At 67.8% G+C, this 19,405-nt stretch carries 17 protein-coding genes; 11 read left to right on the top strand and 6 right to left on the bottom strand.

Features of this window, described 5'->3' with window-relative positions:
- Positions 1 to 150: 150 nt before the first annotated feature.
- The 5 genes from ABB33_RS07605 to ABB33_RS07585 are packed head-to-tail and all read left to right on the top strand — an operon-like array spanning position 151 to position 9,054.
- Entirely contained in the window at positions 151 to 1,290 is a 1,140-nt protein-coding gene (locus tag ABB33_RS07605) for an efflux RND transporter periplasmic adaptor subunit (RefSeq protein WP_056931735.1), read from the top strand.
- On the top strand, positions 1,287 to 4,778 hold the full coding sequence (locus ABB33_RS07600) for an efflux RND transporter permease subunit (protein ID WP_056931734.1): 3,492 nt from the start codon (positions 1,287 to 1,289) through the stop codon (positions 4,776 to 4,778). The genes ABB33_RS07605 and ABB33_RS07600 overlap by 4 nt, the downstream gene beginning before the upstream one ends.
- A gap of 5 nt (positions 4,779 to 4,783) precedes the next feature.
- Entirely contained in the window at positions 4,784 to 7,861 is a 3,078-nt protein-coding gene (locus tag ABB33_RS07595; RefSeq protein ID WP_056931733.1) for an efflux RND transporter permease subunit, read from the top strand.
- A gap of 52 nt (positions 7,862 to 7,913) precedes the next feature.
- Positions 7,914 to 8,627 carry a DUF4386 family protein gene (locus ABB33_RS07590; protein ID WP_056931732.1) on the top strand — a complete coding sequence of 238 codons (714 nt, stop codon included), beginning with the start codon at positions 7,914 to 7,916 and terminating at the stop codon, positions 8,625 to 8,627.
- Positions 8,628 to 8,634: 7 nt separating this feature from the next.
- Positions 8,635 to 9,054, top strand: a complete 420-nt coding sequence (locus ABB33_RS07585; RefSeq protein ID WP_056931731.1) for a DUF6326 family protein — start codon at positions 8,635 to 8,637, stop codon at positions 9,052 to 9,054.
- 24 nt (positions 9,055 to 9,078) lie between these two features.
- On the opposite strand, the gene ABB33_RS07580 is transcribed toward ABB33_RS07585, so the two are convergent.
- The 6 genes from ABB33_RS07580 to ykgO all read right to left on the bottom strand — a co-directional run bounded on the left by ABB33_RS07580 (position 9,079) and on the right by ykgO (position 13,713).
- Entirely contained in the window at positions 9,079 to 10,308 is a 1,230-nt protein-coding gene (locus ABB33_RS07580) for a TraB/GumN family protein (RefSeq protein WP_054666304.1), read from the bottom strand.
- Entirely contained in the window at positions 10,301 to 10,831 is a 531-nt protein-coding gene (locus ABB33_RS07575) for a GNAT family N-acetyltransferase (RefSeq protein WP_054666303.1), read from the bottom strand. The genes ABB33_RS07580 and ABB33_RS07575 overlap by 8 nt, the downstream gene beginning before the upstream one ends.
- A gap of 15 nt (positions 10,832 to 10,846) precedes the next feature.
- Entirely contained in the window at positions 10,847 to 11,731 is an 885-nt protein-coding gene (locus tag ABB33_RS07570) for a carbon-nitrogen hydrolase (RefSeq protein ID WP_054666300.1), read from the bottom strand.
- Between the two features lie 136 nt (positions 11,732 to 11,867).
- The gene (locus tag ABB33_RS07565) at positions 11,868 to 12,902 is read right to left on the bottom strand and encodes an agmatine deiminase family protein (protein WP_056931730.1); all 1,035 of its coding nucleotides are present in this window, start codon (positions 12,900 to 12,902) and stop codon (positions 11,868 to 11,870) included.
- Between the two features lie 118 nt (positions 12,903 to 13,020).
- Positions 13,021 to 13,353: a hypothetical protein gene (locus tag ABB33_RS07560; protein ID WP_056931729.1), complete on the bottom strand. Its 333-nt coding sequence runs from the start codon at positions 13,351 to 13,353 to the stop codon at positions 13,021 to 13,023.
- A 234-nt stretch (positions 13,354 to 13,587) separates the two neighbouring features.
- Complete coding sequence (gene ykgO, locus ABB33_RS07555; protein WP_005409283.1) at positions 13,588 to 13,713, bottom strand: type B 50S ribosomal protein L36; 126 nt, start codon at positions 13,711 to 13,713, stop codon at positions 13,588 to 13,590.
- A gap of 189 nt (positions 13,714 to 13,902) precedes the next feature.
- Here ykgO and cmk point away from each other — a divergent pair, with 189 nt between their 5' ends.
- The 6 genes from cmk to ABB33_RS07525 all read left to right on the top strand — a co-directional run bounded on the left by cmk (position 13,903) and on the right by ABB33_RS07525 (position 19,405).
- Complete coding sequence (gene cmk, locus ABB33_RS07550; RefSeq protein ID WP_054666292.1) at positions 13,903 to 14,580, top strand: (d)CMP kinase; 678 nt, start codon at positions 13,903 to 13,905, stop codon at positions 14,578 to 14,580.
- Between the two features lie 193 nt (positions 14,581 to 14,773).
- Positions 14,774 to 16,465: a 30S ribosomal protein S1 gene (rpsA, locus tag ABB33_RS07545; RefSeq protein ID WP_054666289.1), complete on the top strand. Its 1,692-nt coding sequence runs from the start codon at positions 14,774 to 14,776 to the stop codon at positions 16,463 to 16,465.
- An 89-nt stretch (positions 16,466 to 16,554) separates the two neighbouring features.
- On the top strand, positions 16,555 to 16,860 hold the full coding sequence (locus ABB33_RS07540) for an integration host factor subunit beta (protein ID WP_056931728.1): 306 nt from the start codon (positions 16,555 to 16,557) through the stop codon (positions 16,858 to 16,860).
- 79 nt (positions 16,861 to 16,939) lie between these two features.
- The gene (locus tag ABB33_RS07535) at positions 16,940 to 17,230 is read left to right on the top strand and encodes a lipopolysaccharide assembly protein LapA domain-containing protein (RefSeq protein ID WP_054666284.1); all 291 of its coding nucleotides are present in this window, start codon (positions 16,940 to 16,942) and stop codon (positions 17,228 to 17,230) included.
- 6 nt (positions 17,231 to 17,236) lie between these two features.
- Positions 17,237 to 18,415 carry a lipopolysaccharide assembly protein LapB gene (gene lapB, locus ABB33_RS07530; protein WP_056931727.1) on the top strand — a complete coding sequence of 393 codons (1,179 nt, stop codon included), beginning with the start codon at positions 17,237 to 17,239 and terminating at the stop codon, positions 18,413 to 18,415.
- Between the two features lie 3 nt (positions 18,416 to 18,418).
- Complete coding sequence (locus ABB33_RS07525) at positions 18,419 to 19,405, top strand: MraY family glycosyltransferase (RefSeq protein ID WP_056931726.1); 987 nt, start codon at positions 18,419 to 18,421, stop codon at positions 19,403 to 19,405.

Genomic DNA, 19,405 nt, shown 5'->3' with positions numbered 1-19,405 from the left:
GCCGAGTATAGCCCGCGTATTCACCGGTTCGGAACCATTCATGAATGCTGCGGTGCGGTATGCATGCATGACCTTTGGGGCATGGTGTCGTTGTGGGGTGGTGCAATACTTTGCTACAACACCAGCCACTGCATCTCCAGGGACCCCACGATGTCGCCATTCCTTACTCCGTACGGCCGCACCGGACGCTGCGCCGCCGCTCTCCTCGTTACCACGGTGCTGCTGCTGGGCGGCTGCAAGGCCGACGGCGAGGGCGCCAAGGACAAGCCCAAGGAAGAGCAGAAGGCAAGCGATGCGGTCCCGGTCGAAGTGGCCAAGGCGGCACGCCGCGCCATCGCCGCCAGTTACACCGGTACCGCCTCGCTTGAGCCGCGCGCCGAGTCGCAGGTGGTCGCCAAGACCTCGGGCGTGGCGCTGGCGGTGATGGTCGAGGAAGGCCAGCACGTCAGCGCCGGGCAGCCGCTGGTACGGCTGGACCCGGATCGCGCGCGCCTGGCCGTTGCGCAGAGCGAAGCGCAGATGCGCAAACTGGAAAACAGCTACCAGCGCGCGCAGAAGCTGGTCCAGCAGCAGCTGGTCAGTGCCGCCGACATCGACCAGCTGCGCTTCGATCTGGAAAACGCGCGCGCGCAGTACCGCATGACGGCACTGGAGCTGTCCTACACCACGGTGGTGGCGCCGATTTCCGGCGTGGTCGCCTCGCGTGACATCAAGCCGGGTAATTTCGTGCAGATCAATTCGCCGATCATCCGCATCGTCGATGCCGGCAAGCTGGAAGCCACGCTCAACGTGCCCGAGCGCGAGATCGCCAAGCTCAAGCCGGGACAGGCGGTGGAGCTGGTCGCCGACGCGTTGCCGGGGCGCACGTTCGGTGGTGTCGTGGACCGCGTGTCGCCGGTGGTGGACACCGGTACCGGCACGTTCCGCGTGGTGGCTTCGTTCTCGGGTGAGAGCGACCTGCAGGCGGGTATGTTCAGCCGCCTGAGCATCAACTACGACCAGCGCGCCGATGCGCTGGTGGTGCCGCGCACCGCGCTGCTCGAGGACGGTGGCGAGCCCGCCGTTTACGTGGTGCGCGACGGCAAGGCGATGCGCACCCGGCTCAAGCTCGGCTACGACGATGCCGGCTGGATCGAGGTGCGCGAAGGCCTGCAGCCCGGCGAGGAAGTGGTCGTGGCCGGCAAGGCGGCACTGCGCGAGGGCAGCGCGGTGCAGGTGATCGGCAAGGAAAAGGCGGTCGCCACCGCCGCTCCCGCCAAGGCGCCGGCCGCACAGGCGGCCAAGCAATGAGTGCGCGTGATCCGTCGGTTCCCGGCGGTGGCGGCTTCGACCTGATCGAATTCGCCACCCGCCGCCGCGTCACCATCGCGATGATGACGCTTACCCTGGTGCTGTTCGGCCTGATCTCGCTGTCGAGCCTGAAGGTCGAGCTGCTGCCCGACCTGAGTTATCCCACGCTCACCGTACGCACCGACTACGAAGGCGCGGCGCCGGCCGAGGTGGAGACGCTGATCTCGCAGCCGGCCGAAGAAGCGCTGGGCATCGTCAAGGGGCTGCGCAAGCTCAAGTCGATCTCGCGTACCGGCCAGAGCGACGTGGTCCTGGAGTTCGCCTGGGGCACGGACATGCAGCAGGCCGGGCTCGACGTGCGCGACAAGATGGAGACGCTGCAGCTGCCGCTGGAGGCCAAGCCGCCGGTGCTGCTGCGCTTCAATCCGTCGACCCAGCCGATCATGCGCCTGGCGCTGTCCTCGAAGCAGGACGGTGGCAGCGACGCCGACGCGGTGCGCCGGCTGATGGAACTGCGCCGTTATGCTGACGACGACCTCAAGCGCAAGCTCGAGCCGGTCAGCGGCGTGGCCGCGGTCAAGGTCGGCGGCGGCCTGGAGGACGAGATCCAGGTGGATATCGACCAGCGCAAGCTGGCGCAACTGGGGCTGTCGCTGGACAGCGTGATCCAGCGCCTGCAGCAGGAGAACGTGAACCTGTCCGGCGGCCGCCTGGAAGAGGGCTCGCAGCGTTACCTGGTGCGTACCGTCAACCAGTTCGCCACGGTCGAGCAGATGCGCGAGATGCTGCTCAATACCGCCGCCGGCTCGGGGGCCTCCTCGGCCGGTGAGAACCGCCAGCTTATGACCGCCATCCTCGGCAGCCGCGATCCGAACGTGATCGCCGCGCTTCGCAGCGATGGCAGTGGCGGCGGCACCTCGCCGGTACGCCTGAAGGACGTGGCCGACGTGCGCCAGGGCTACAAGGAGCGCGAGGCGGTGATCCGCGCCGGCGGGCACGAGGCCGTCGAGCTGGCCATCTACAAGGAAGGCGACGCCAACACCGTATCCACCGCCGATGCGCTGGAAAAGAAGCTCGAGGCGATCCGCAAGCAGATGCCCAAGGACATCGAGATGACCACGGTGGAGGACCAGTCGGTCTTCATCCGCCATGCGATCAAGGACGTCAAGATCGATGCGGTGATCGGCGGCCTGCTGTCGGTGCTGATCATCTTCCTGTTCCTGCGCGATGGCTGGAGCACGTTCGTCATCTCGCTGTCGCTGCCGATCTCGATCATCGCCACGTTCTTCTTCATGGGCCAGCTCGGCCTGAGCCTGAACGTGATGTCGCTCGGCGGCCTGGCGCTGGCCACCGGCCTGGTGGTGGACGACTCGATCGTGGTGCTGGAATCCATCGCCAAGGCGCGCGAACGCGGCATGGGCATCCTCGAGGCCGCGATCAAGGGCACCCGCGAAGTGTTCATGGCGGTGGTCGCCTCGACCCTGACCACGATCGCGGTGTTCCTGCCGCTGGTGTTCGTCGAGGGTATCGCCGGGCAGCTGTTCCGCGACCAGGCGCTGACCGTGTCGATCGCCATCGCGGTGTCGCTGGTGGTGTCGATGACGCTGATCCCGATGCTGAGCGCACTGAAGGGGCGCCCGCCGCTGGAGTTCCCGGCCGAGGATCCGCGCCAGCCGTGGCGCCCGGAACGCCGCTGGCAGAAGCCGGCCGCGTTCGCCGGCCGCGGCATCGGTGCGCTGGTCCGCTATGGTTTCTATGCCGCGGCGTGGCTGGTGGTGCGGATGTTCCGTGGCATCGCCGCGGTGGTCAGCCCGGTCATGCGCAAGGCCAGCGACATCGCCATGGCGCCGTATGGCCGTGCCGAGCGCACCTACCTGCGCCTGCTGCCCGCCGCGCTGGCGCGGCCATGGCCGATACTCGGTGGCGCGGCGCTGGCGTTCGCGCTGACCCTGGCGGTGTTGCCGATGCTGGGCGTGGACCTGATCCCGCAGCTGGCGCAGGACCGCTTCGAGATGACCGCCAAGCTGCCGCCCGGCACGCCGCTGGCGCAGACCGACGCCCTGGTGCGCGAAGTGCAGCGCAAGCATGCCGGCGAGGACGGCGTGCGCCTGTTGTACGGCGTGTCCGGCACCGGCACGCGGCTGGACGCCAGCCCGACCGAGAGCGGCGAGAACATCGGCAAGCTGTCGGTGGTGATGAGCGACACCTCGCGCGAGCCGGAGCTGACCGAGAAGCTGCGCCAGACCATGAAGGCGTGGCCGTCCGCGCAGGTGGATTTCGCGCGCCCGGAGCTGTTCGCGCTGTCGCCGCCGCTGGAGATCGAGATCGAGGGCAATACGCTGGACGCGATCCGGGTGGCCGGCAACCGCCTGGCCGGCATGCTGCGGCAGAATCCGCACTACGCGGACGTCAAGTCGACGGTCGAGCAGGGCTTCCCGGAAATCCAGGTGGTGTTCGACCAGGACCGCGCCGCGGCGCTGGGCCTGACCACGCGCCAGATCGCCGATGCGGTGGTCAACAAGGTGCGCGGCAACGTCGCCACCCGCTACAGCTTCCGCGACCGCAAGATCGACGTGCTGGTGCGCGTGCAGGAATCCGAGCGCTCCTCGGTCGAGGACATCCGCCGCCTGATCGTGCACCCGACCGGTGGCAAGCCGGTTGAGCTGTCGTCCGTGGCCGAAGTGGTGGCAACCACCGGGCCCAGCGAGATCCACCGCGCCGACCTGCGCCGGGTGGCGATCGTCTCGGCCAACCTGCGCGGCATCGACCTGGGCACGGCGATCACCGAAGTGCAGAAGATGGTGGCCGACAACCCGCTGGGCACCGATGTCGGCATGCACATCGGCGGGCAGGGCCAGGAGCTGGGCGAATCGATCCGCTCGCTGCTGTTCGCCTTCGCCCTGGCGGTGTTCCTTGTGTACCTGGTGATGGCATCGCAGTTCGAATCGCTGCTGCACCCGTTCGTCATCCTGTTCACCATCCCGCTGGCGCTGGTCGGCGCGGTCGCGGCGCTGCTGCTGTCGCGCTCGCCGGTGTCGGTGGTGGTGTTCATCGGCCTGATCCTGCTGGTCGGTCTGGTGGTGAAGAACGCCATCATCCTGATAGACAAGGTCAACCAGCTGCGCGAGGAAGGCGTGGCGAAGCGCCAGGCGCTGGTGGAGGGCGCGCGCTCGCGCCTGCGCCCGATCATGATGACCACGCTGTGCGCGGTGTTCGGCTTCCTGCCGCTGGCGCTGGCCTTCGGCGAAGGCGCGGAGGTGCGCTCGCCGATGGCGATCACCGTGATCGGCGGCCTGCTGGTCTCGACCCTGTTGACGCTGCTGGTGATCCCGGTGGTGTACGACCTGCTGGACCGCAAGGCCGACGCGTTCTATGCCGAGCGTGGCCGCCGTGCGCGGCAGCAGGCACAGCAGGTCGAGCAGGTGCTGGCGCACGAGCATGACGCGCTGGGTGAAGGCAGCGCCGGCGGCGACGGGCTGAAGGGCTGATACGGATGAACATCACCGAGCTGTCCATCCGCCGCCCCGTCACCACCATCATGCTGTTCGTGTCGATGGTGGCGATCGGCCTGATCGCCGCCTTCCGGCTGCCGCTGGAGGCCGAGCCGGAAGCCACCATCCCCTTCTTCTTCGTGTCGCTGCCGTACCCGGGGTCGACGCCGGAGGAAGTGGAGCGCAACCTGCTGCGGCCGGTCGAGGAAGCCATCGCCACGATGCCTGGCATCAAGTCGATGAACGCCCGCGCCAATGCCGAGGGCGGGCAGATCCAGGTCGAATTCAGCGACTGGAACCGCGATATCGCCATGGCCGCGTCCGAGGCGCGCGAGCGCATCGATGCGGTGCGCGACCAGTTGCCGGACGATTTCCGCCGCTACTACGTGCAGCGCTGGAGCACCAGCGACCGCGAGGCGATGAGCCTGCGCCTGACCAGCGACGAGGACCTGACCGCGCGCGCGGACCTGATCGAGCGCAGCATCAAGCAGCGCCTGGAACGCCTGCCCGGGGTGGCCCGGGTCGAGGTCGAGGGTGTCGCCAAGCAGGAAGTGCTGGTGGCGCTGGACAAGGACCGGCTGAGCGCGCATGGCGTGGCGCTCAACGAACTGGTGCAGAAGCTGCAGGCGGCCAACTTCTCGGTGTCGGCCGGGCAGATCACCGAGGCCGGCCGGCGCCTGCGCGTGCAGCCGCGCGGCGAGCTGCTGGAACTGCAGGCGCTGCGCAACCTGCCGGTCGACAAGCGCGGCACCCGGCTGTCGGATATCGCCGAAGTCAGCCTGCAGCCGCAGCGCATGAACTACGTGCGGCAGATGGAGGGCAGGCCCAGCGTCGGCGTCGACGTGTACAAGGAGCGCTCGGCCAACCTGGTGGATCTCTCGCGCGCGGTGCGCGCGGAGATCGAGCGGCTGCAGGAAGACCCGGCGATGCGCGGCGTCGGCATCGAAGTCACCGACGACCAGGGACAGGCGGTCACCAGTTCGCTGCTGGCGCTGGCCGAGGCCGGCGCGATCGGCCTGCTGCTGTCGGTGATCGTGCTGTACGCCTTCCTGCGCCACTGGCCGTCGACGCTGATGGTTTCGCTGGCCATCCCGATCTGCTTCATCATGACCCTGGGGTTCATGTACTTCGCCGGCATCACCATGAACATCATCTCGATGATGGGCCTGCTGCTGGCGGTGGGCATGCTGGTGGACAACGCGGTGGTGGTGGTCGAGAGCATCTACCAGGAGCGCGAGAAGTACCCCGACCAACCCTCGCTGGCCTCGATCATCGGTACCCGCCACGTGGCCATCGCGCTGTCGGCCGGCACCCTGTGCCACTGCGTGGTGTTCCTGCCGATGATGTTCGGCGAGAAGAACATCATCACCATCTACCTGTCGCAGCTGGCGGTGACGATCTCGGTCTCGCTGCTGGCCTCGTGGCTGGTGGCGGTGAGCCTGATCCCGATGTTGTCGGCGCGGATGAAGACCCCGCCGGCGCTGAAGTCGCCGCTGATCAACCGGATGCAGGAACGCTATGCGCGCGCGCTGCGCTGGACGCTGCAGCACCGCGGCTGGGCGGTGGGCGGCATCCTCGCCATTTCCCTGGCCAGTGTGTATCCGATGACGCATACCACCGGTGGCGGCGACGACGGCGATCCGAGCGAGATCAACATCTTCTACCAGTGGCGCGGCGCCTACTCCAAGGAGGAGATGGGCCGGGAAGTGGCGCGGGTGGAGGCGTTCGTCAATGCGCACCGCAAGGAATTCCACGTCGAACGCGTGTTCAGCCGTTACAGCGAGCAGGGCTGGGCGCAGACGCGCCTGTTCCTGGACACCGAGGACCCGGCGCTGAGCGAGAAGATCAAGGAGGAGGTGCGCAAGGGGCTGCCGCAGTCGGCGCGCGCCAAGATCGGCATCGGCTGGCCCGGTGGCATGGGCAGCGACGGGCAGGGCATCCGCTTCAGCCTGGTGGGCGATTCGACCCAGACGCTGAAGGAACTGGCCGACGACATCCTGCCGATACTGGCACGCGACCCGAAGCTGCGCGACGTGCGCGTGGATACCGGCGACGCCAACACCGAACTGGCGGTGCGGGTGGACCGTGAGCGCGCCGCCGCATACGGCTTCAGCGCACAGCAGGTGGCGCAGTTCGTCGGCATGGCGCTGCGCGGCTCCTCGCTGCGCGACTTCCACCGCGACGACGTCGAGATCCCGGTCAACGTGCGCTTCGCCGGCTCTGAGAGCTATGGCATCGAGGACCTGTCGTCGTTCATGGTGCGCACTGCCGGCGGCAAGGAAGTACCGCTGCTGGCGATGGTCGACGTGAGCGTCAACCCGGCGGCCAGTTCGATCCAGCGGCTGAACCGGCAGACCATGCTGCGGATCGAGGCGGGGCTGGCCAAGGACGTGCCGATGGACCAGGCGCGCAAGTCGGTGGAGACCACGCTGGAAGGCGTGCAGTTCCCGCCCGGCTACGGCTATACCTTCGCCGGCGCCGGTTTCAACATCAACTTCGATGGCATGCAGCAGATGGTGAACAGCATCTTCATCGCGCTGATCCTGATGGTGGTGATCATGGCCGCGGTGTTCGAGTCGCTGCTGTTCCCGGCGGCGATCATGTCATGCGTGCTGTTCTCGATCTTCGGCGTGTACTGGCTGTTCTGGCTCACCGGCACCGAGATGAACATCATGGCGGTGATCGGCATCCTGGTGCTGATGGGCGTGGTGGTCAACAACGGCATCGTGATGATCGAGCACATCAACAACCTGCGCCGGCGCGGCATGGCACGTACCGACGCGCTGGTGGAAGGCAGTCGCGAGCGCCTGCGCCCGATCATGATGACGATGGGCACCGCGATCCTGGCGATGATCCCGATCGCGCTGAACACCAAGACCGCCGACGGCATGCCGCCGTACTACCCGATGGCACGCGCCATTGCCGGCGGCCTGGCGTTCTCGACCGTGGTCAGCCTGCTGTTCCTGCCGACCATCTACGCCATCCTCGACGACCTGCGCACGGGAACCGCGCGCCTGGTGCGGCGCGCGCGCGGGCTGGCGCCGCTGCCGGCGGCCGGGGCGGCGTCCGTGCGGGAGTAAGGCTGTCGCGCTTCCGCCACTCCGGCGGGAGCATTTTCCAGGGAGACCGCGGATGCCACATGCACTTCACCCGGGCGGCCGGCTTGCCGGTGTCCTGTACCTGATCGTCGTCGTCACCGGCATCTTCTGCCTGGCCTACGTGCCGGCGCAGCTGGCCGGCGCCGACGCGGGCGCGATGCTGGACAACGTGGTCGCCAGGCAGGCGCTGTTCAAGCAGGGCGTGGCGGCTTTCGTCGTCGAGCAGGTGGCGTACCTGCTGCTGGCACTGGTGCTGTACCGCAGCTTCCAGGATGTCAGCCGCAGCGCGGCGACGCTGATGCTGGCGTTCGTGGCGATGGCGGTTCCGTTGGCGCTGGCGGCGTTGTCGCACCGGTTGCAGGCGCTGTCGCTGCTGACCGACGTCGACAGCGCGCAGCTGTTGTCGCCGGAGCAGCGCCAGCAGCTCGCGCATGCGGCGTTGAAGGCCTACCGCGGCGGCATGCAGCTGGTGCGCGTGTTCTGGGGGCTGTGGCTGTTGCCGCTGGGCTGGCTGGTGCTGCGCTCGCGGCGCCTGCCGCGCCTGCTGGGCGCGCTGCTGGTGCTGGGCGGGCTGGGCTATGTGCTGGATGTGCTGGCGGAACTGCTGGTACCCGGCTACGCGGATTGGTGGATATCGGCCCACCTGACGCTGCCGGCCTCCGTCGGCGAGATCGGCACCTGCCTGTGGCTGCTGCTGTTCGGCCTGCGCGCGGCGCGCCCCGCCGCATCACGTTCCCTTGCCCAGTGAGGTCATCATGCAGACCCGATCTTCCCGGACCGTGCTGTCCGATCCGCCGCTTCCCCTGCGCCTGAAGCTGTCTGCGCTGTGGGCCAGCCTGACGTTCTGCTACCTGTACGGCGATTACTTCGGCCTGTACCGGCCCGGCAAGCTGAAGTACATGCTCGATGGCGGCGGTCCGATGGGGCCGAGCAGCCAGGGCTCGTTGTTGTTCGTGGCCCTGCTGCTGGTCGTGCCCGGATTGATGGTGTTCCTGTCGCTGGCCCTGCCGGCGCGGCTGACGCGCTGGCTCGGCATCGGGCTGGCCCTGTTCTACGCCGCCTTCGTCGCGCTCACCATGCCGGGCGCATGGTGGTTCTACCTGGCCTACAGCAGCATCGAGATCGTGCTGTGCCTGCTCATCGTGGGCCTGTCCTGGCGCTGGCCGCGGGCCTGATGGCCGCGGTGGCGCCGTAGCCGGTCACACCAGCTTGCCGTAGACGGTGAAGCCGGTCAGCCACAGGCCGAGCATGCTGCCGAGGTTGGTGAGCATGAAGGTCAGCACGACGCGCGTGACCCGGTTGCGGTACCAGCCCTTGAGCGACTGCGCGTCGTCGCGCAGCCGCAGGAAGTCGGCATAGGCCGGCCGGCGCAGCCGCGTTTCCACCAGCGCTGAGAACGCGCCGGTGGGGATGCTCAGGCGGAACGGCTTGAACGGCGCCACCACCACCGCGGTCAGGATGCTCAATGGATGACTGCCGGCCAGCAGTGCGCCGAGGCCGGCCAGGCCGCCGGTGTAGAGCGCCCAGGTCGCGAGCATGTCAGCGCCCATGCCCATGCCGCCCTTCCAGAAGCCGACGCCGATACCGGCCAGGATGACGGCCAGGATGGTCAGCGTGATCCACGGCACGTTGCGCTTCTTCGGTACCGCTTCCAGCGCCTGGCGCAGCGGGCCGGGGGCCACGGTGTCGGTTTCCAGGTAGCGCGCCAGCCCGGCCAGGTGGCCGGCACCGACCACCGCCAGCACGTTGCGCTGGCTGTCGCTGCGTTCTTCGCGCAGGCGTGTGGCCATGTAGCGGTCGCGCTCGCCGATGATGCTCTCGTACAGCGCCGGGCTCTCGCTGGCGAACTCGCCGAAGCTGGATTCGAGCATGTCGCCCTGCTTGAGCTTCTCGATCTCATCCTCGCCCACGTCCTCGGACGAGAACAGGCCGGCGCCGAGCCCGGCGACGAGCTTGAGCTTGCCGATGAAGCCCAGGCGCTGCGAGGCGCGGCGGAAGGTCAGGCCGACATCGCGGTCGATCAGGTGCACCGGCAGGCCGCGTTCCTGCGCCAGCGTCACCGCGCGCTTGAGCTCGGCGCCCGGTTCGATGCCCAGCTGCTCGGCGAGCCGGCGCTGGTAGGCGGCCAGGGCGAGGTTGGCGGCGAACAGGGCGACCCGGTTCTTGCGGATCACCTCGACCAGGTCCAGCTGCGCCAGTGCATCCGGGTTGGTCAGGGCCTGCAGCCGCTGCGGATCGAGCTCGACCGCGACGGCATCGTACTGGCCGCTGCCGATGGCCTGTTCCACCGCCTGTACGCTGGCGGCGGAGACGTGGGCGGTGCCCAGCAGGGTGTAGCGCACGCCATCGCGTTCGACGATGCGCAGCGGCTGGCCGGCGAGCAGTTCGCTGCCGCTTTCGGAATGGGTGTCGGTCATTGCGTCATTCATTGGAGGGGGCGCGCTCGCTGCCATCGCCGAGCGCGCGTTGCATCTGCACCGTGTCGAGCCAGCGGCCGTGTTTGCGGCCCAGGCCGCGGAACACGCCCACGAGCTGGAACCCGAAACGCTCGTGCAGCCTGATCGACGCGGTATTGGCCGGCTCGCCGATCACCGCGACCATCTGCCGGTAGCCGCGCGCGGTGCAGGCGTCGATCAGCGCCTGCAGCAATGCGCTGCCCACGCCGCGGCCCTGGAAGCGCGCATCGACGTAGACCGAGTTCTCCACCGTCCACTGGTAGGCGATGCGGCTGCGGTAGGTGTTGGCGTAGGCGTAACCGGCGACCTGGCCGTCGATCTCGGCGACCAGGTAGGGAAAGCCGCGGGCGAGGATGTCCTGCATGCGCCGCAGCATCTCGGCCTCGTCCGGCACCTCGTATTCGTAGGTGTTGACGAAGTCGGTCACTTCGACCGCGTAGATCGCGGCGATGGCGGCGATGTCGGCCGCGCCGGCATCACGGATGTGCACGGCCATGCGCAGGTGTCCCGGTCAGTCGATGTAGCGCTTGAGCAGGTCGCCGTAGGCGTCGATGCGACGGTCGCGCAGGAACGGCCAGATGCGGCGCACGTGTTCGCTGCGCTGCAGGTCCACCTCGCAGACCAGCACGGTCGGCTCGGCGCCGGCCTCGGCCAGGAACTCGCCCTGCGGGCCGAGCACGTGGCTGTTGCCCCAGAACTGGATGCCCGACGCGCCCAGCGGCGAAGGCTCGTGGCCGACGCGGTTGCACGACAGCACCGGCACGCCGTTGGCCACGGCATGGCCACGGTGGCTCAGTACCCAGGCGTCGCGCTGGCGGTTCTTCTCGTCCTGTACGTCGTCCGGATCCCAGCCGATGGCGGTGGGGTAGAGCAGCAGCTCGGCGCCGGCCAGCGCCATCAGGCGCGCGGCTTCCGGATACCACTGGTCCCAGCACACCAGCACGCCGAGGCGGCCCACCGAGGTGTCGATCGGCTTGAAGCCGATGTCGCCCGGGGTGAAGTAGAACTTCTCGTAGAAGCCCGGGTCGTCGGGGATGTGCATCTTGCGGTACTTGCCCAGCAGGGTGCCGTCCTTCTCGAACACCACCGCGGTGTTGTGGTAAAGGCCGGCGGCGCGGCGCTCGAACAGCGAGCCGACGATGACCACGCCGTGTTGCCTGGCCAGTGCGCCCAGGCGCTCGGTGCTCGGGCCGGGGATCGACTCGGCCAGGTCGAACTCGTCCACCGATTCGTGCTGGCAGAAATACGGACCGTTGTGCAGTTCCTGCAGCAGCACCAGCTTGGCGCCCTGCGCCGCGGCTTCGGCGACGCGGGCCTCGATCACGGCCAGATTGGCGGCGGCATCGCCGTGATTGCGCTCCTGGATCAGGGCGACGGTGAGGGAATGGGTCTTCATGCGGGCATTGTAAACCGGGAGGAGCAACCGCCCCTGCACACGGGGCGGTTGGCGGCAAGGGCGTGAGTGGGGGGGCGATATGCCGGGACCCCGGGCCTGCCAGGCAGGCCGGGGAAACAGGCGAGGGTGCCGGGCTTCAGTCGATCAGGCCGCTCGGCAACTGCATGGTGATGCAGTGCAGGCTGCCGTTCTGCCAGATCAGCGGGCGGCATGGCACCTGCACGATCTCGCGGTCCGGGAAGGCACGCGCCAGCACTTCGCGCGCGGCGTCGTCGGCGGGGTCGCCATAGGCCGGCATCAGCACCGCGCCGTTGATGATCAGGAAGTTCGCGTAGGACGCGGCCAGGCGGCGCCCCTCGTCGATCACCGGCTGCGCCCACGGCAGCGGGAACAGGCGGTAGGGCTGGCCATCGCGGGTGCGCAGCGCGGCCAGTTCGGCCCCCATCGCCTTGAGCTCTGCATGGTGCGAGTCCTGCGGATCATCGCAGTCCTGGTAGACGATGCTGTCGGCCGAGGCGAAGCGGGCGAGGGTGTCGACGTGGGCGTCGGTGTCGTCGCCTTCCAGATAGCCGTGGTCCAGCCACAGCACGCGTTCCTGGTGCATCCACTGCGCCATGTCCGCGCCGAGCGATGCGCGGTCGCGCTCCGGGTGGCGCTCGTGCAGGCACTTCCAGGTGGTCAGCAGGGTGCCGTCGCCGTCGGTGTCGATGGCGCCGCCTTCCAGCGCGAAGGCGATGCTGCGCACCTGGGCGTTGTTGAAGGCGCCGGCCTCGTGCAGCACGCCGACCAGCTGGTCGTCCAGGCTCGCCTCGAACTTGCCGCCCCAGCCGGTGAAGCGGAAATCCAGCAACTGGAAACCGCCGTCGGCACGCCGTAGGGTGATCGGGCCGGAGTCGCGCAGCCAGGTGTCGTCGTAGGGCGCGGTGATGAAGCGCACGCGCTGCATGTCGATGCGGTTGGAGCGCAGGCGCATTTCCGCATAGGTCTCGATGTCGTCGTCGGCCACGCAGATCAGCACCGGCTGGAAGCGGGTGATGGCGGCGACCAGCGCGATATAGGTCTCCTCGACCTCGGCCAGGCGTTCGGCCCAGTCGGTGTCGACATGCGGCCAGGCGATCAGGATGCCGGACTGGGCCTCCCATTCGGCGGGAAAACGAAGTGCATCGGTCATTGCGGGTAGGTGCTCGGATCATGCCCGGAGCGGAGTCCGGTGCGTTGGCGCACCTCCCGGTGCCGGGAGGTGCAGGGAGTAATGGCGTGCCGGCCGCCGACGCGGCGGCGGGCGTGGATCAGCGGACCGGCGGTTTGGGGCCGATCTCGTCGGGGCCCGCCTGGTTGGCGACCACGTCGATCACCCGCTGCTTCTCGAAATAGACGGTGAAGGCGGGATAGACCCAGCGGTTGATCGTCGGCCACTGCCGCTTCTGGCCGCCGCGCGGCTCCAGCCGCTCCTGCGGGGCGCCGAAGCGCGCCTGGACCTGCCCCATCGACTCGCCGCGCGCCGGGAGCGCGCCCGCCGGCTTTTCCTGCGCCCGCTCGATCAGCAGGGTGTCGGCCATCGCCGTGGTGGGTGCCGCGATGATCGTGGCGGTCAGGGCCAGGGCCCGGATGGTCTGCTTCATGGTCGCTTCTCCCCGGAGGACAAGTGGCGATTACAGCAAAAAAACGGCGTCGATAAAGCGGCAGGCAGCCCTGTTCCGCGCTGCCGGGCGCGGAATGCGCGCGGCGGACATGGCGGGTGCAGGATACGCGGCCGGTCGTGAGCAGGGGACGAAGATGCAAAAAGCCGCCCTGGGGCGGCTTTCTGCGAATACCGGAATCCTTGCGGATTCCGCTGGCGGCGGGCGCCAGACGGCTCAGCGCTGGCGAGCCTTGAAGCGCGGGTTCGACTTGCAGATCACGAAGATCTTGCCGCGACGGCGAACCACCTTGCAGTCACGGTGACGGGCCTTCGCCGACTTCAGGGAGGACAGGACTTTCATGGCATACCTCGGCGGATACGTTGGAGTTCTACAGGGAGCGTAGCCGCGGATATGCAGGTTGACGCTCGTTCAAGCCCGCCATTCTACCGGGCAATTCCATGTGGGTTCAAGTGGTTGCGTGCAATCGGCGTCAGCCGGGCCGGAGCGGGCGCTAGAATGGCCCGATTCCCGTTCCCGCGCAGGCCGCAGATGAGTCCACTTCCCCCCGTTCTTACCATCGACGGCCCGTCCGGGGCCGGCAAGGGTACCGTCAGCCGCATCGTCGCGCACCGGCTGGGCTGGCATTACCTGGATTCGGGGGCGCTGTACCGGGCGGTGGGCGTGGCTGCCAGCTGGGCCGACATCGATACCTCCGACGCCTCGGCGCTGGTGCGCTGCACGTTCGACACCCGGATCCGCTTCGTCGAGCGCGGCGAGAGTCTGCGGGTGCTGGTCAACGACACCGACGCCACCGACGAGCTGCGCCTGGAGACCACCGGCGCCCTGGCCTCGGCGATCGCCGCCATCCCGGAGGTGCGGGCCGCGCTGAAGGAGCGCCAGCGCGCATTCAGGATGGCGCCGGGGCTGGTGGCCGATGGTCGCGACATGGGGACGGTGATCTTCCCGGACGCCCCGTTCAAGGTGTTCCTGACCGCCAGTGCCGAGGAGCGCGCGCACAGGCGGCATAAACAGTTGAAAGAAAAAGGGGTTTCGGTTAACTTTGATGACCTCCTGCGCGAGATCATGGCCCGCGACGCCCGTGATGCACAGCGCGCAGTGGCGCCCCTGAGGCCGGCCGATGACGCCGTTCTCATCGACACCAGCGGTATCGGCATCGACGACGTCGTTGCCAAGGTGCTGGGCCTGCTTCCTTCGCCGGAAGCGTGACCCGCGGTTCCGTGAGAGCGGCCGGTGACGGCCGCCGTCGCGCAAATCGAAGTCGTACAAGGCTCCGTCGTGCAGGGTGCACGGCGGTTTTTCCACTCCACACACGGCCGCCGGCACGGGGTCGACCAACAGGCGGGCGGCACGCATTCCCCGAAGGGAGCGGCCTGCCCATGTGTTCAACTGAGTAAATCCAATGACCGAATCATTTGCAGAACTGTTTGAAGCCAGCCAGGCCAATCTGGCCAAGCTGAAGCCGGGCGCCATCGTCGTCGGCACCGTCGTCGACGTCCGCGGCGACGTGGTGGTGATCAACGCCGGTCTGAAGTCCGAAGGCATCGTGCCGATCGAACAGTTCCGTAACGACGCTGGCGAAATCGACGTGGGCGTGGGCGACCAGGTGAAGGTCGCGCTCGACTCGATCGAGAACGGCTTCGGCGAAACCGTCCTGTCGCGCGAGAAGGCCAAGCGCGCCATGGTGTGGGACGAGCTGGAAGAAGCGTTGGAGAAGAACGAGACCATCACCGGCCGCATCAGCGGCAAGGTCAAGGGTGGTTTCACCGTCGACATCAAGGATGTCCGCGCGTTCCTGCCGGGTTCGCTGGTCGATGTGCGCCCGGTGCGCGACCCGGCCTACCTGGAAGGCAAGGAGCTGGAGTTCAAGCTCATCAAGCTCGACCGCAAGCGCAACAACGTGGTCGTTTCCCGCCGCGCGGTCGTCGAGAGCGAGCACTCGGAAGAGCGCGAGCAGCTGATGGACAAGCTGCAGGAAGGCGCGATCCTGAAGGGTGTCGTCAAGAACCTGACCGACTACGGCGCGTTCGTGGACCTGGGTGGCATCGACGGCCTGCTGCACATCACCGACATGGCGTGGAAGCGCGTGCGCCATCCGTCCGAAGTCGTGAACGTCGGCGACGAGCTGGACGTGCGCGTGCTGAAGTTCGACCGCGAGCGCAACCGCGTTTCGCTGGGCCTGAAGCAGCTGGGCGAGGATCCGTGGGACAACATCTCGCGTCGTTACCCGGCCAACAGCCGCGTGTTCGGCAAGGTCTCCAACGTCACCGATTACGGCGCGTTCGTCGAGATCGAGCCGGGCGTGGAAGGCCTGGTGCACGTGTCCGAGATGGACTGGACCAACAAGAACGTCAACCCGTCCAAGGTCGTGCAGGTCGGTGACGAAGTCGAAGTGATGGTGCTGGACGTCGATGAAGAGCGTCGCCGCATCTCGCTGGGCATGAAGCAGGTCGCCGCCAATCCGTGGGAAACCTTCGCCGCCACCCACAAGAAGGGTGACAAGGTCTCCGGCCAGATCAAGTCGATCACCGACTTCGGCATCTTCATCGGCCTGGACGGCGGCATCGACGGCCTGGTCCACCTGTCCGACATCAGCTGGAACACCACCGGCGAAGACGTCGTTCGCAACTTCAAGAAGGGCGACACCCTGGACGCCGTCGTCCTGGCCGTCGATCCGGAGCGCGAGCGCATCTCCCTGGGCGTGAAGCAGCTGGAGCAGGATCCGTTCGGCCAGTACATGGCGGCCAATCCGAAGGGCTCCAAGGTCGAAGGCGTGGTGAAGGAAGTCGACGCCAAGGGCGCCGTGATCGAGCTGGCCGACGGCATCGAAGGCTACGTCTCGGCCCGCGACATCAGCCACGACCGCGTCGACGACGCCTCGCAGCACCTGAAGGTGGGCGACAAGGTCGAAGCCAAGTTCGTGGGCATGGACCGCAAGGGCCGTACCATGCAGCTGTCGATCAAGGCCAAGGACGAAGCCGAGACCGCCGAAGCGCTGGCCGAGTACAACAAGTCCTCGACCGAAGCCGCTGCCGGCACCACCAGCCTGGGTGCGCTGCTGCGCGCGCAGCTGGGTGGCAACAAGTCCGAGTAATCGGCCTTGAGCTTGTCGTAGATGCAACCTGGGCGGCCCGGACGAAAGTCCGGGCCGCTTCGGGGTTTTACCTTCGTGACGAGTCCGCAATGACCAAATCCGAGCTGATCGAAATCCTTGCGCGCCACCAGGCGCACTTGAAGGCCGATGATGTCGATCTGGCCGTGAAGTCGTTGCTGGAGATGATGGGCGGCGCGCTGGCTTCCGGCGCCCGCATCGAGATCCGTGGCTTCGGCAGCTTCTCGCTGCACTACCGGCCGCCGCGCATGGGGCGCAACCCGAAGACCGGCGAATCGGTCGCCCTGCCGGGCAAACACGTCCCCCATTTCAAGCCGGGCAAGGAGCTGCGCGAGCGCGTGAGCGACGTCGTGCCGCTGGAAAGCGACCCGGCCTGAGTTTCTTTGATCCGCCTGCTGCGGATCGAGGCCACGGCCGTTAAGCTAGTGGCTCCGTGGACATGGAGCAGGCTGCCGCATGAAGGCTGTCCGTCTGTTGATTCTGCTGGCCGTGCTGGTCGGCGGCCTGGTGATAGGCTCGCTCAATTCGCAGCCCGTCGATATCCGGCTGGCGTTCTGGGCGCTCCACACCACATCCGGGCTCGCGATCATCGTGTCGCTGCTGCTCGGGGCGCTGGTTGGCGGTGGCCTGGTGCTGGCGGGTGTGGTCATTCCTCTTTATTCCAGGCTCCGGCGAGCCAACAAGGCCGCTGCAGCCCCTGCCGCCGCGCCCGCGCCGCAGGCACCTTCTCCCTTCGACGGACGCTGATCGACGATGGCCTTCATCAGTGAGTGGTTCTGGTTCTTCCTGTTCCTGCCGATCGCCGCGCTCTGCGGCTGGGTCATTGGCCGGCGTGGCGGGCAGCGCCACAGCGAGAACCAGGTCAGCCGCCTGTCGAGCACCTATTTCCGCGGCCTGAACTACCTGCTCAACGAGCAGCCGGACAAGGCCATCGAACTGTTCCTGCATATCGCCGAACTGGACCGGGAGACCTTCGAGACCCAGCTCGCGCTCGGTCACCTGTTCCGGCGCCGCGGCGAGGTGGACCGCGCCATCCGCCTGCACCAGGGGTTGGCCAACCGCCAGGACCTGTCGGACCACCAGCGTGTCCAGGCTCTGCTCGCGCTGGGCGAGGACTACATGAAATCCGGCCTGCTGGACCGTGCCGAGACCGTGTTCACCGATCTTGCGCACATCGACCAGCGCGCGCCGCAGGCACTGAAGCACCTGATCGGCATCTACCAGGCGGAGCGCGACTGGGAAAAGGCGATAGAAAACGCGACCCGCTACGAGCAGGTCACCGACGAACCGATGGGCAAGCTGATCGGGCAGTTCGAGTGCGAGCTGGCCGAGCGCCATCGTGCCGCCGGCCGCCTGGACGAGGCGCGTGCGGCGATCGAGCGCGCCAACGCCGCCGACGCCATGAGCGTGCGCGCCGGCATCATCGAGGGCCGGCTGGAAAGCGATTTCGGCAACGATGAAGCCGCCGTGCGTGCCTTCGAGCGGGCTGCGCGCAACGACCCGGACTATCTGCCCGAGATCCTGCCGCAGCTGCTCAAGAACTACCGCAACGTGGGCGACCTCACCGGCGCGCGCGCGTTCCTGGCGGAAATGACCGAACACTACCGCGGCATCGCCCCGGTGCTGGCGCTGTCGCGGTTGATGGAAGAGCAGGAGGGTGCCGGCCCCGCACGTGCCTATCTGGGGCGCCAGCTGAAGGACCGTCCCTCGGTACGCGGCGAATCGGCGCTCATCGACCTCACGCTGGCCGAGGGCGCCGACCCGGTGGCGACGTTGCAGGACCTGAAGCACATCACCGACCAGTTGCTGGTGCGCAATCCGGCCTATCGCTGCACCCGCTGCGGTTTCGGTGCGCGTACCCACCATTGGCAGTGCCCGAGCTGCAAGGAATGGGGGACGGTCAAGCCGCTGCTGAACTACGCGGTGCTCTGATCGATGCAGCCGGCATGGATGGTCCCGGGGCTGCTTGCGGTCGTGCTGGTCGCGGCATGGCTGACGGCCATGGCACGCGGCTATGCGCTGCGCCGGCAGTTGCTGGACCAGCCGGGGGAACGCAGGAGCCATGCGGTCGCGACGCCGCGCGGGGGGGGCATCGCCATCGTCGCCTCGCAGCTGCTCGCCTGCCTGTGCATCGGCGTCCTGTTTCCCGCGGCGGCGGCGACGCTGGCTGTGTTTTCCGCCGGCCTGCTGCTGGTGGCGGGAATCGGCTGGTGGGACGATCACAGGCCCTTGCCGGCACTTCCGCGGTTGGCCGTGCATGTGCTGGCCGGCCTGCTGCTGGCGGGCCTGGTGTGGCATTGGACCGGGGATGCGTTCCGGGCGGCTTCCAGCGCCTTGCTGGCGATTGGTCTGATCAACGTCTGGAACTTCATGGACGGCATCGATGGCCTGGCTGCAACGCAGGCGTTGCTGGCAGCCCTGGCCTACGCCCTGCTGCTGCCCACCCCGGTTGCCGCGTTGGCGCTGGTCCTGGTGGCGGGCGTAGCGGGGTTCCTCCCATTCAATTTCCCCAGGGCGCGGATCTTCATGGGCGATGTCGGCAGCGGCGCGCTGGGCTATCTGCTGGCCGGGCTGGTCGCGTTGGGGCTGGCGACGCGCAGCGCGCCCCTGGCCGTGCTGCTGATCCCGCTGTCCGCGTTCCTCGTCGATGCCGGCCTGACGCTGGCTGGCCGCATCCTCAGGGGGGAGCGCTGGATGGAGCCGCACACCCAGCATCTGTACCAACGCTGGGTAAAATCCGGCCACAGTCACGTCACAGTCACGTTGGGCTACGCATTGTTCGGCGTTGCCGGAATCGCGCTGACACTGGTTTCCCACCGGCTTTCCTCGCCGTGGAACCAGCTGGCGGCCATGGCCTGGGGGGCGGTGGCAGCGGGTCTCTGGTTCGCTCTACGGAACACGTCCAACAATAGGGAAGGATGA

It is taken from the genome of Stenotrophomonas acidaminiphila, from assembly GCF_001431595.1.
Lineage (GTDB): Bacteria > Pseudomonadota > Gammaproteobacteria > Xanthomonadales > Xanthomonadaceae > Stenotrophomonas > Stenotrophomonas acidaminiphila.
This window is presented reverse-complemented; position numbering and strand designations above follow the sequence as displayed.

What these genes read in the sequence shown, in the direction of transcription:
- ABB33_RS07605 (WP_056931735.1), top strand. Translation starts at nt 151, where the DNA reads ATGTCGCCATTCCTTACTCCGTACGGCCGCACCGGACGCTGCGCCGCC.
- ABB33_RS07600 (WP_056931734.1), top strand. Translation starts at nt 1,287, where the DNA reads ATGAGTGCGCGTGATCCGTCGGTTCCCGGCGGTGGCGGCTTCGACCTG.
- ABB33_RS07595 (WP_056931733.1), top strand. Translation starts at nt 4,784, where the DNA reads ATGAACATCACCGAGCTGTCCATCCGCCGCCCCGTCACCACCATCATG.
- ABB33_RS07590 (WP_056931732.1), top strand. Translation starts at nt 7,914, where the DNA reads ATGCCACATGCACTTCACCCGGGCGGCCGGCTTGCCGGTGTCCTGTAC.
- ABB33_RS07585 (WP_056931731.1), top strand. Translation starts at nt 8,635, where the DNA reads ATGCAGACCCGATCTTCCCGGACCGTGCTGTCCGATCCGCCGCTTCCC.
- ABB33_RS07580 (WP_054666304.1), bottom strand. Translation starts at nt 10,308, where the DNA reads ATGAATGACGCAATGACCGACACCCATTCCGAAAGCGGCAGCGAACTG.
- ABB33_RS07575 (WP_054666303.1), bottom strand. Translation starts at nt 10,831, where the DNA reads ATGGCCGTGCACATCCGTGATGCCGGCGCGGCCGACATCGCCGCCATC.
- ABB33_RS07570 (WP_054666300.1), bottom strand. Translation starts at nt 11,731, where the DNA reads ATGAAGACCCATTCCCTCACCGTCGCCCTGATCCAGGAGCGCAATCAC.
- ABB33_RS07565 (WP_056931730.1), bottom strand. Translation starts at nt 12,902, where the DNA reads ATGACCGATGCACTTCGTTTTCCCGCCGAATGGGAGGCCCAGTCCGGC.
- ABB33_RS07560 (WP_056931729.1), bottom strand. Translation starts at nt 13,353, where the DNA reads ATGAAGCAGACCATCCGGGCCCTGGCCCTGACCGCCACGATCATCGCG.
- ykgO (WP_005409283.1), bottom strand. Translation starts at nt 13,713, where the DNA reads ATGAAAGTCCTGTCCTCCCTGAAGTCGGCGAAGGCCCGTCACCGTGAC.
- cmk (WP_054666292.1), top strand. Translation starts at nt 13,903, where the DNA reads ATGAGTCCACTTCCCCCCGTTCTTACCATCGACGGCCCGTCCGGGGCC.
- rpsA (WP_054666289.1), top strand. Translation starts at nt 14,774, where the DNA reads ATGACCGAATCATTTGCAGAACTGTTTGAAGCCAGCCAGGCCAATCTG.
- ABB33_RS07540 (WP_056931728.1), top strand. Translation starts at nt 16,555, where the DNA reads ATGACCAAATCCGAGCTGATCGAAATCCTTGCGCGCCACCAGGCGCAC.
- ABB33_RS07535 (WP_054666284.1), top strand. Translation starts at nt 16,940, where the DNA reads ATGAAGGCTGTCCGTCTGTTGATTCTGCTGGCCGTGCTGGTCGGCGGC.
- lapB (WP_056931727.1), top strand. Translation starts at nt 17,237, where the DNA reads ATGGCCTTCATCAGTGAGTGGTTCTGGTTCTTCCTGTTCCTGCCGATC.
- ABB33_RS07525 (WP_056931726.1), top strand. Translation starts at nt 18,419, where the DNA reads ATGCAGCCGGCATGGATGGTCCCGGGGCTGCTTGCGGTCGTGCTGGTC.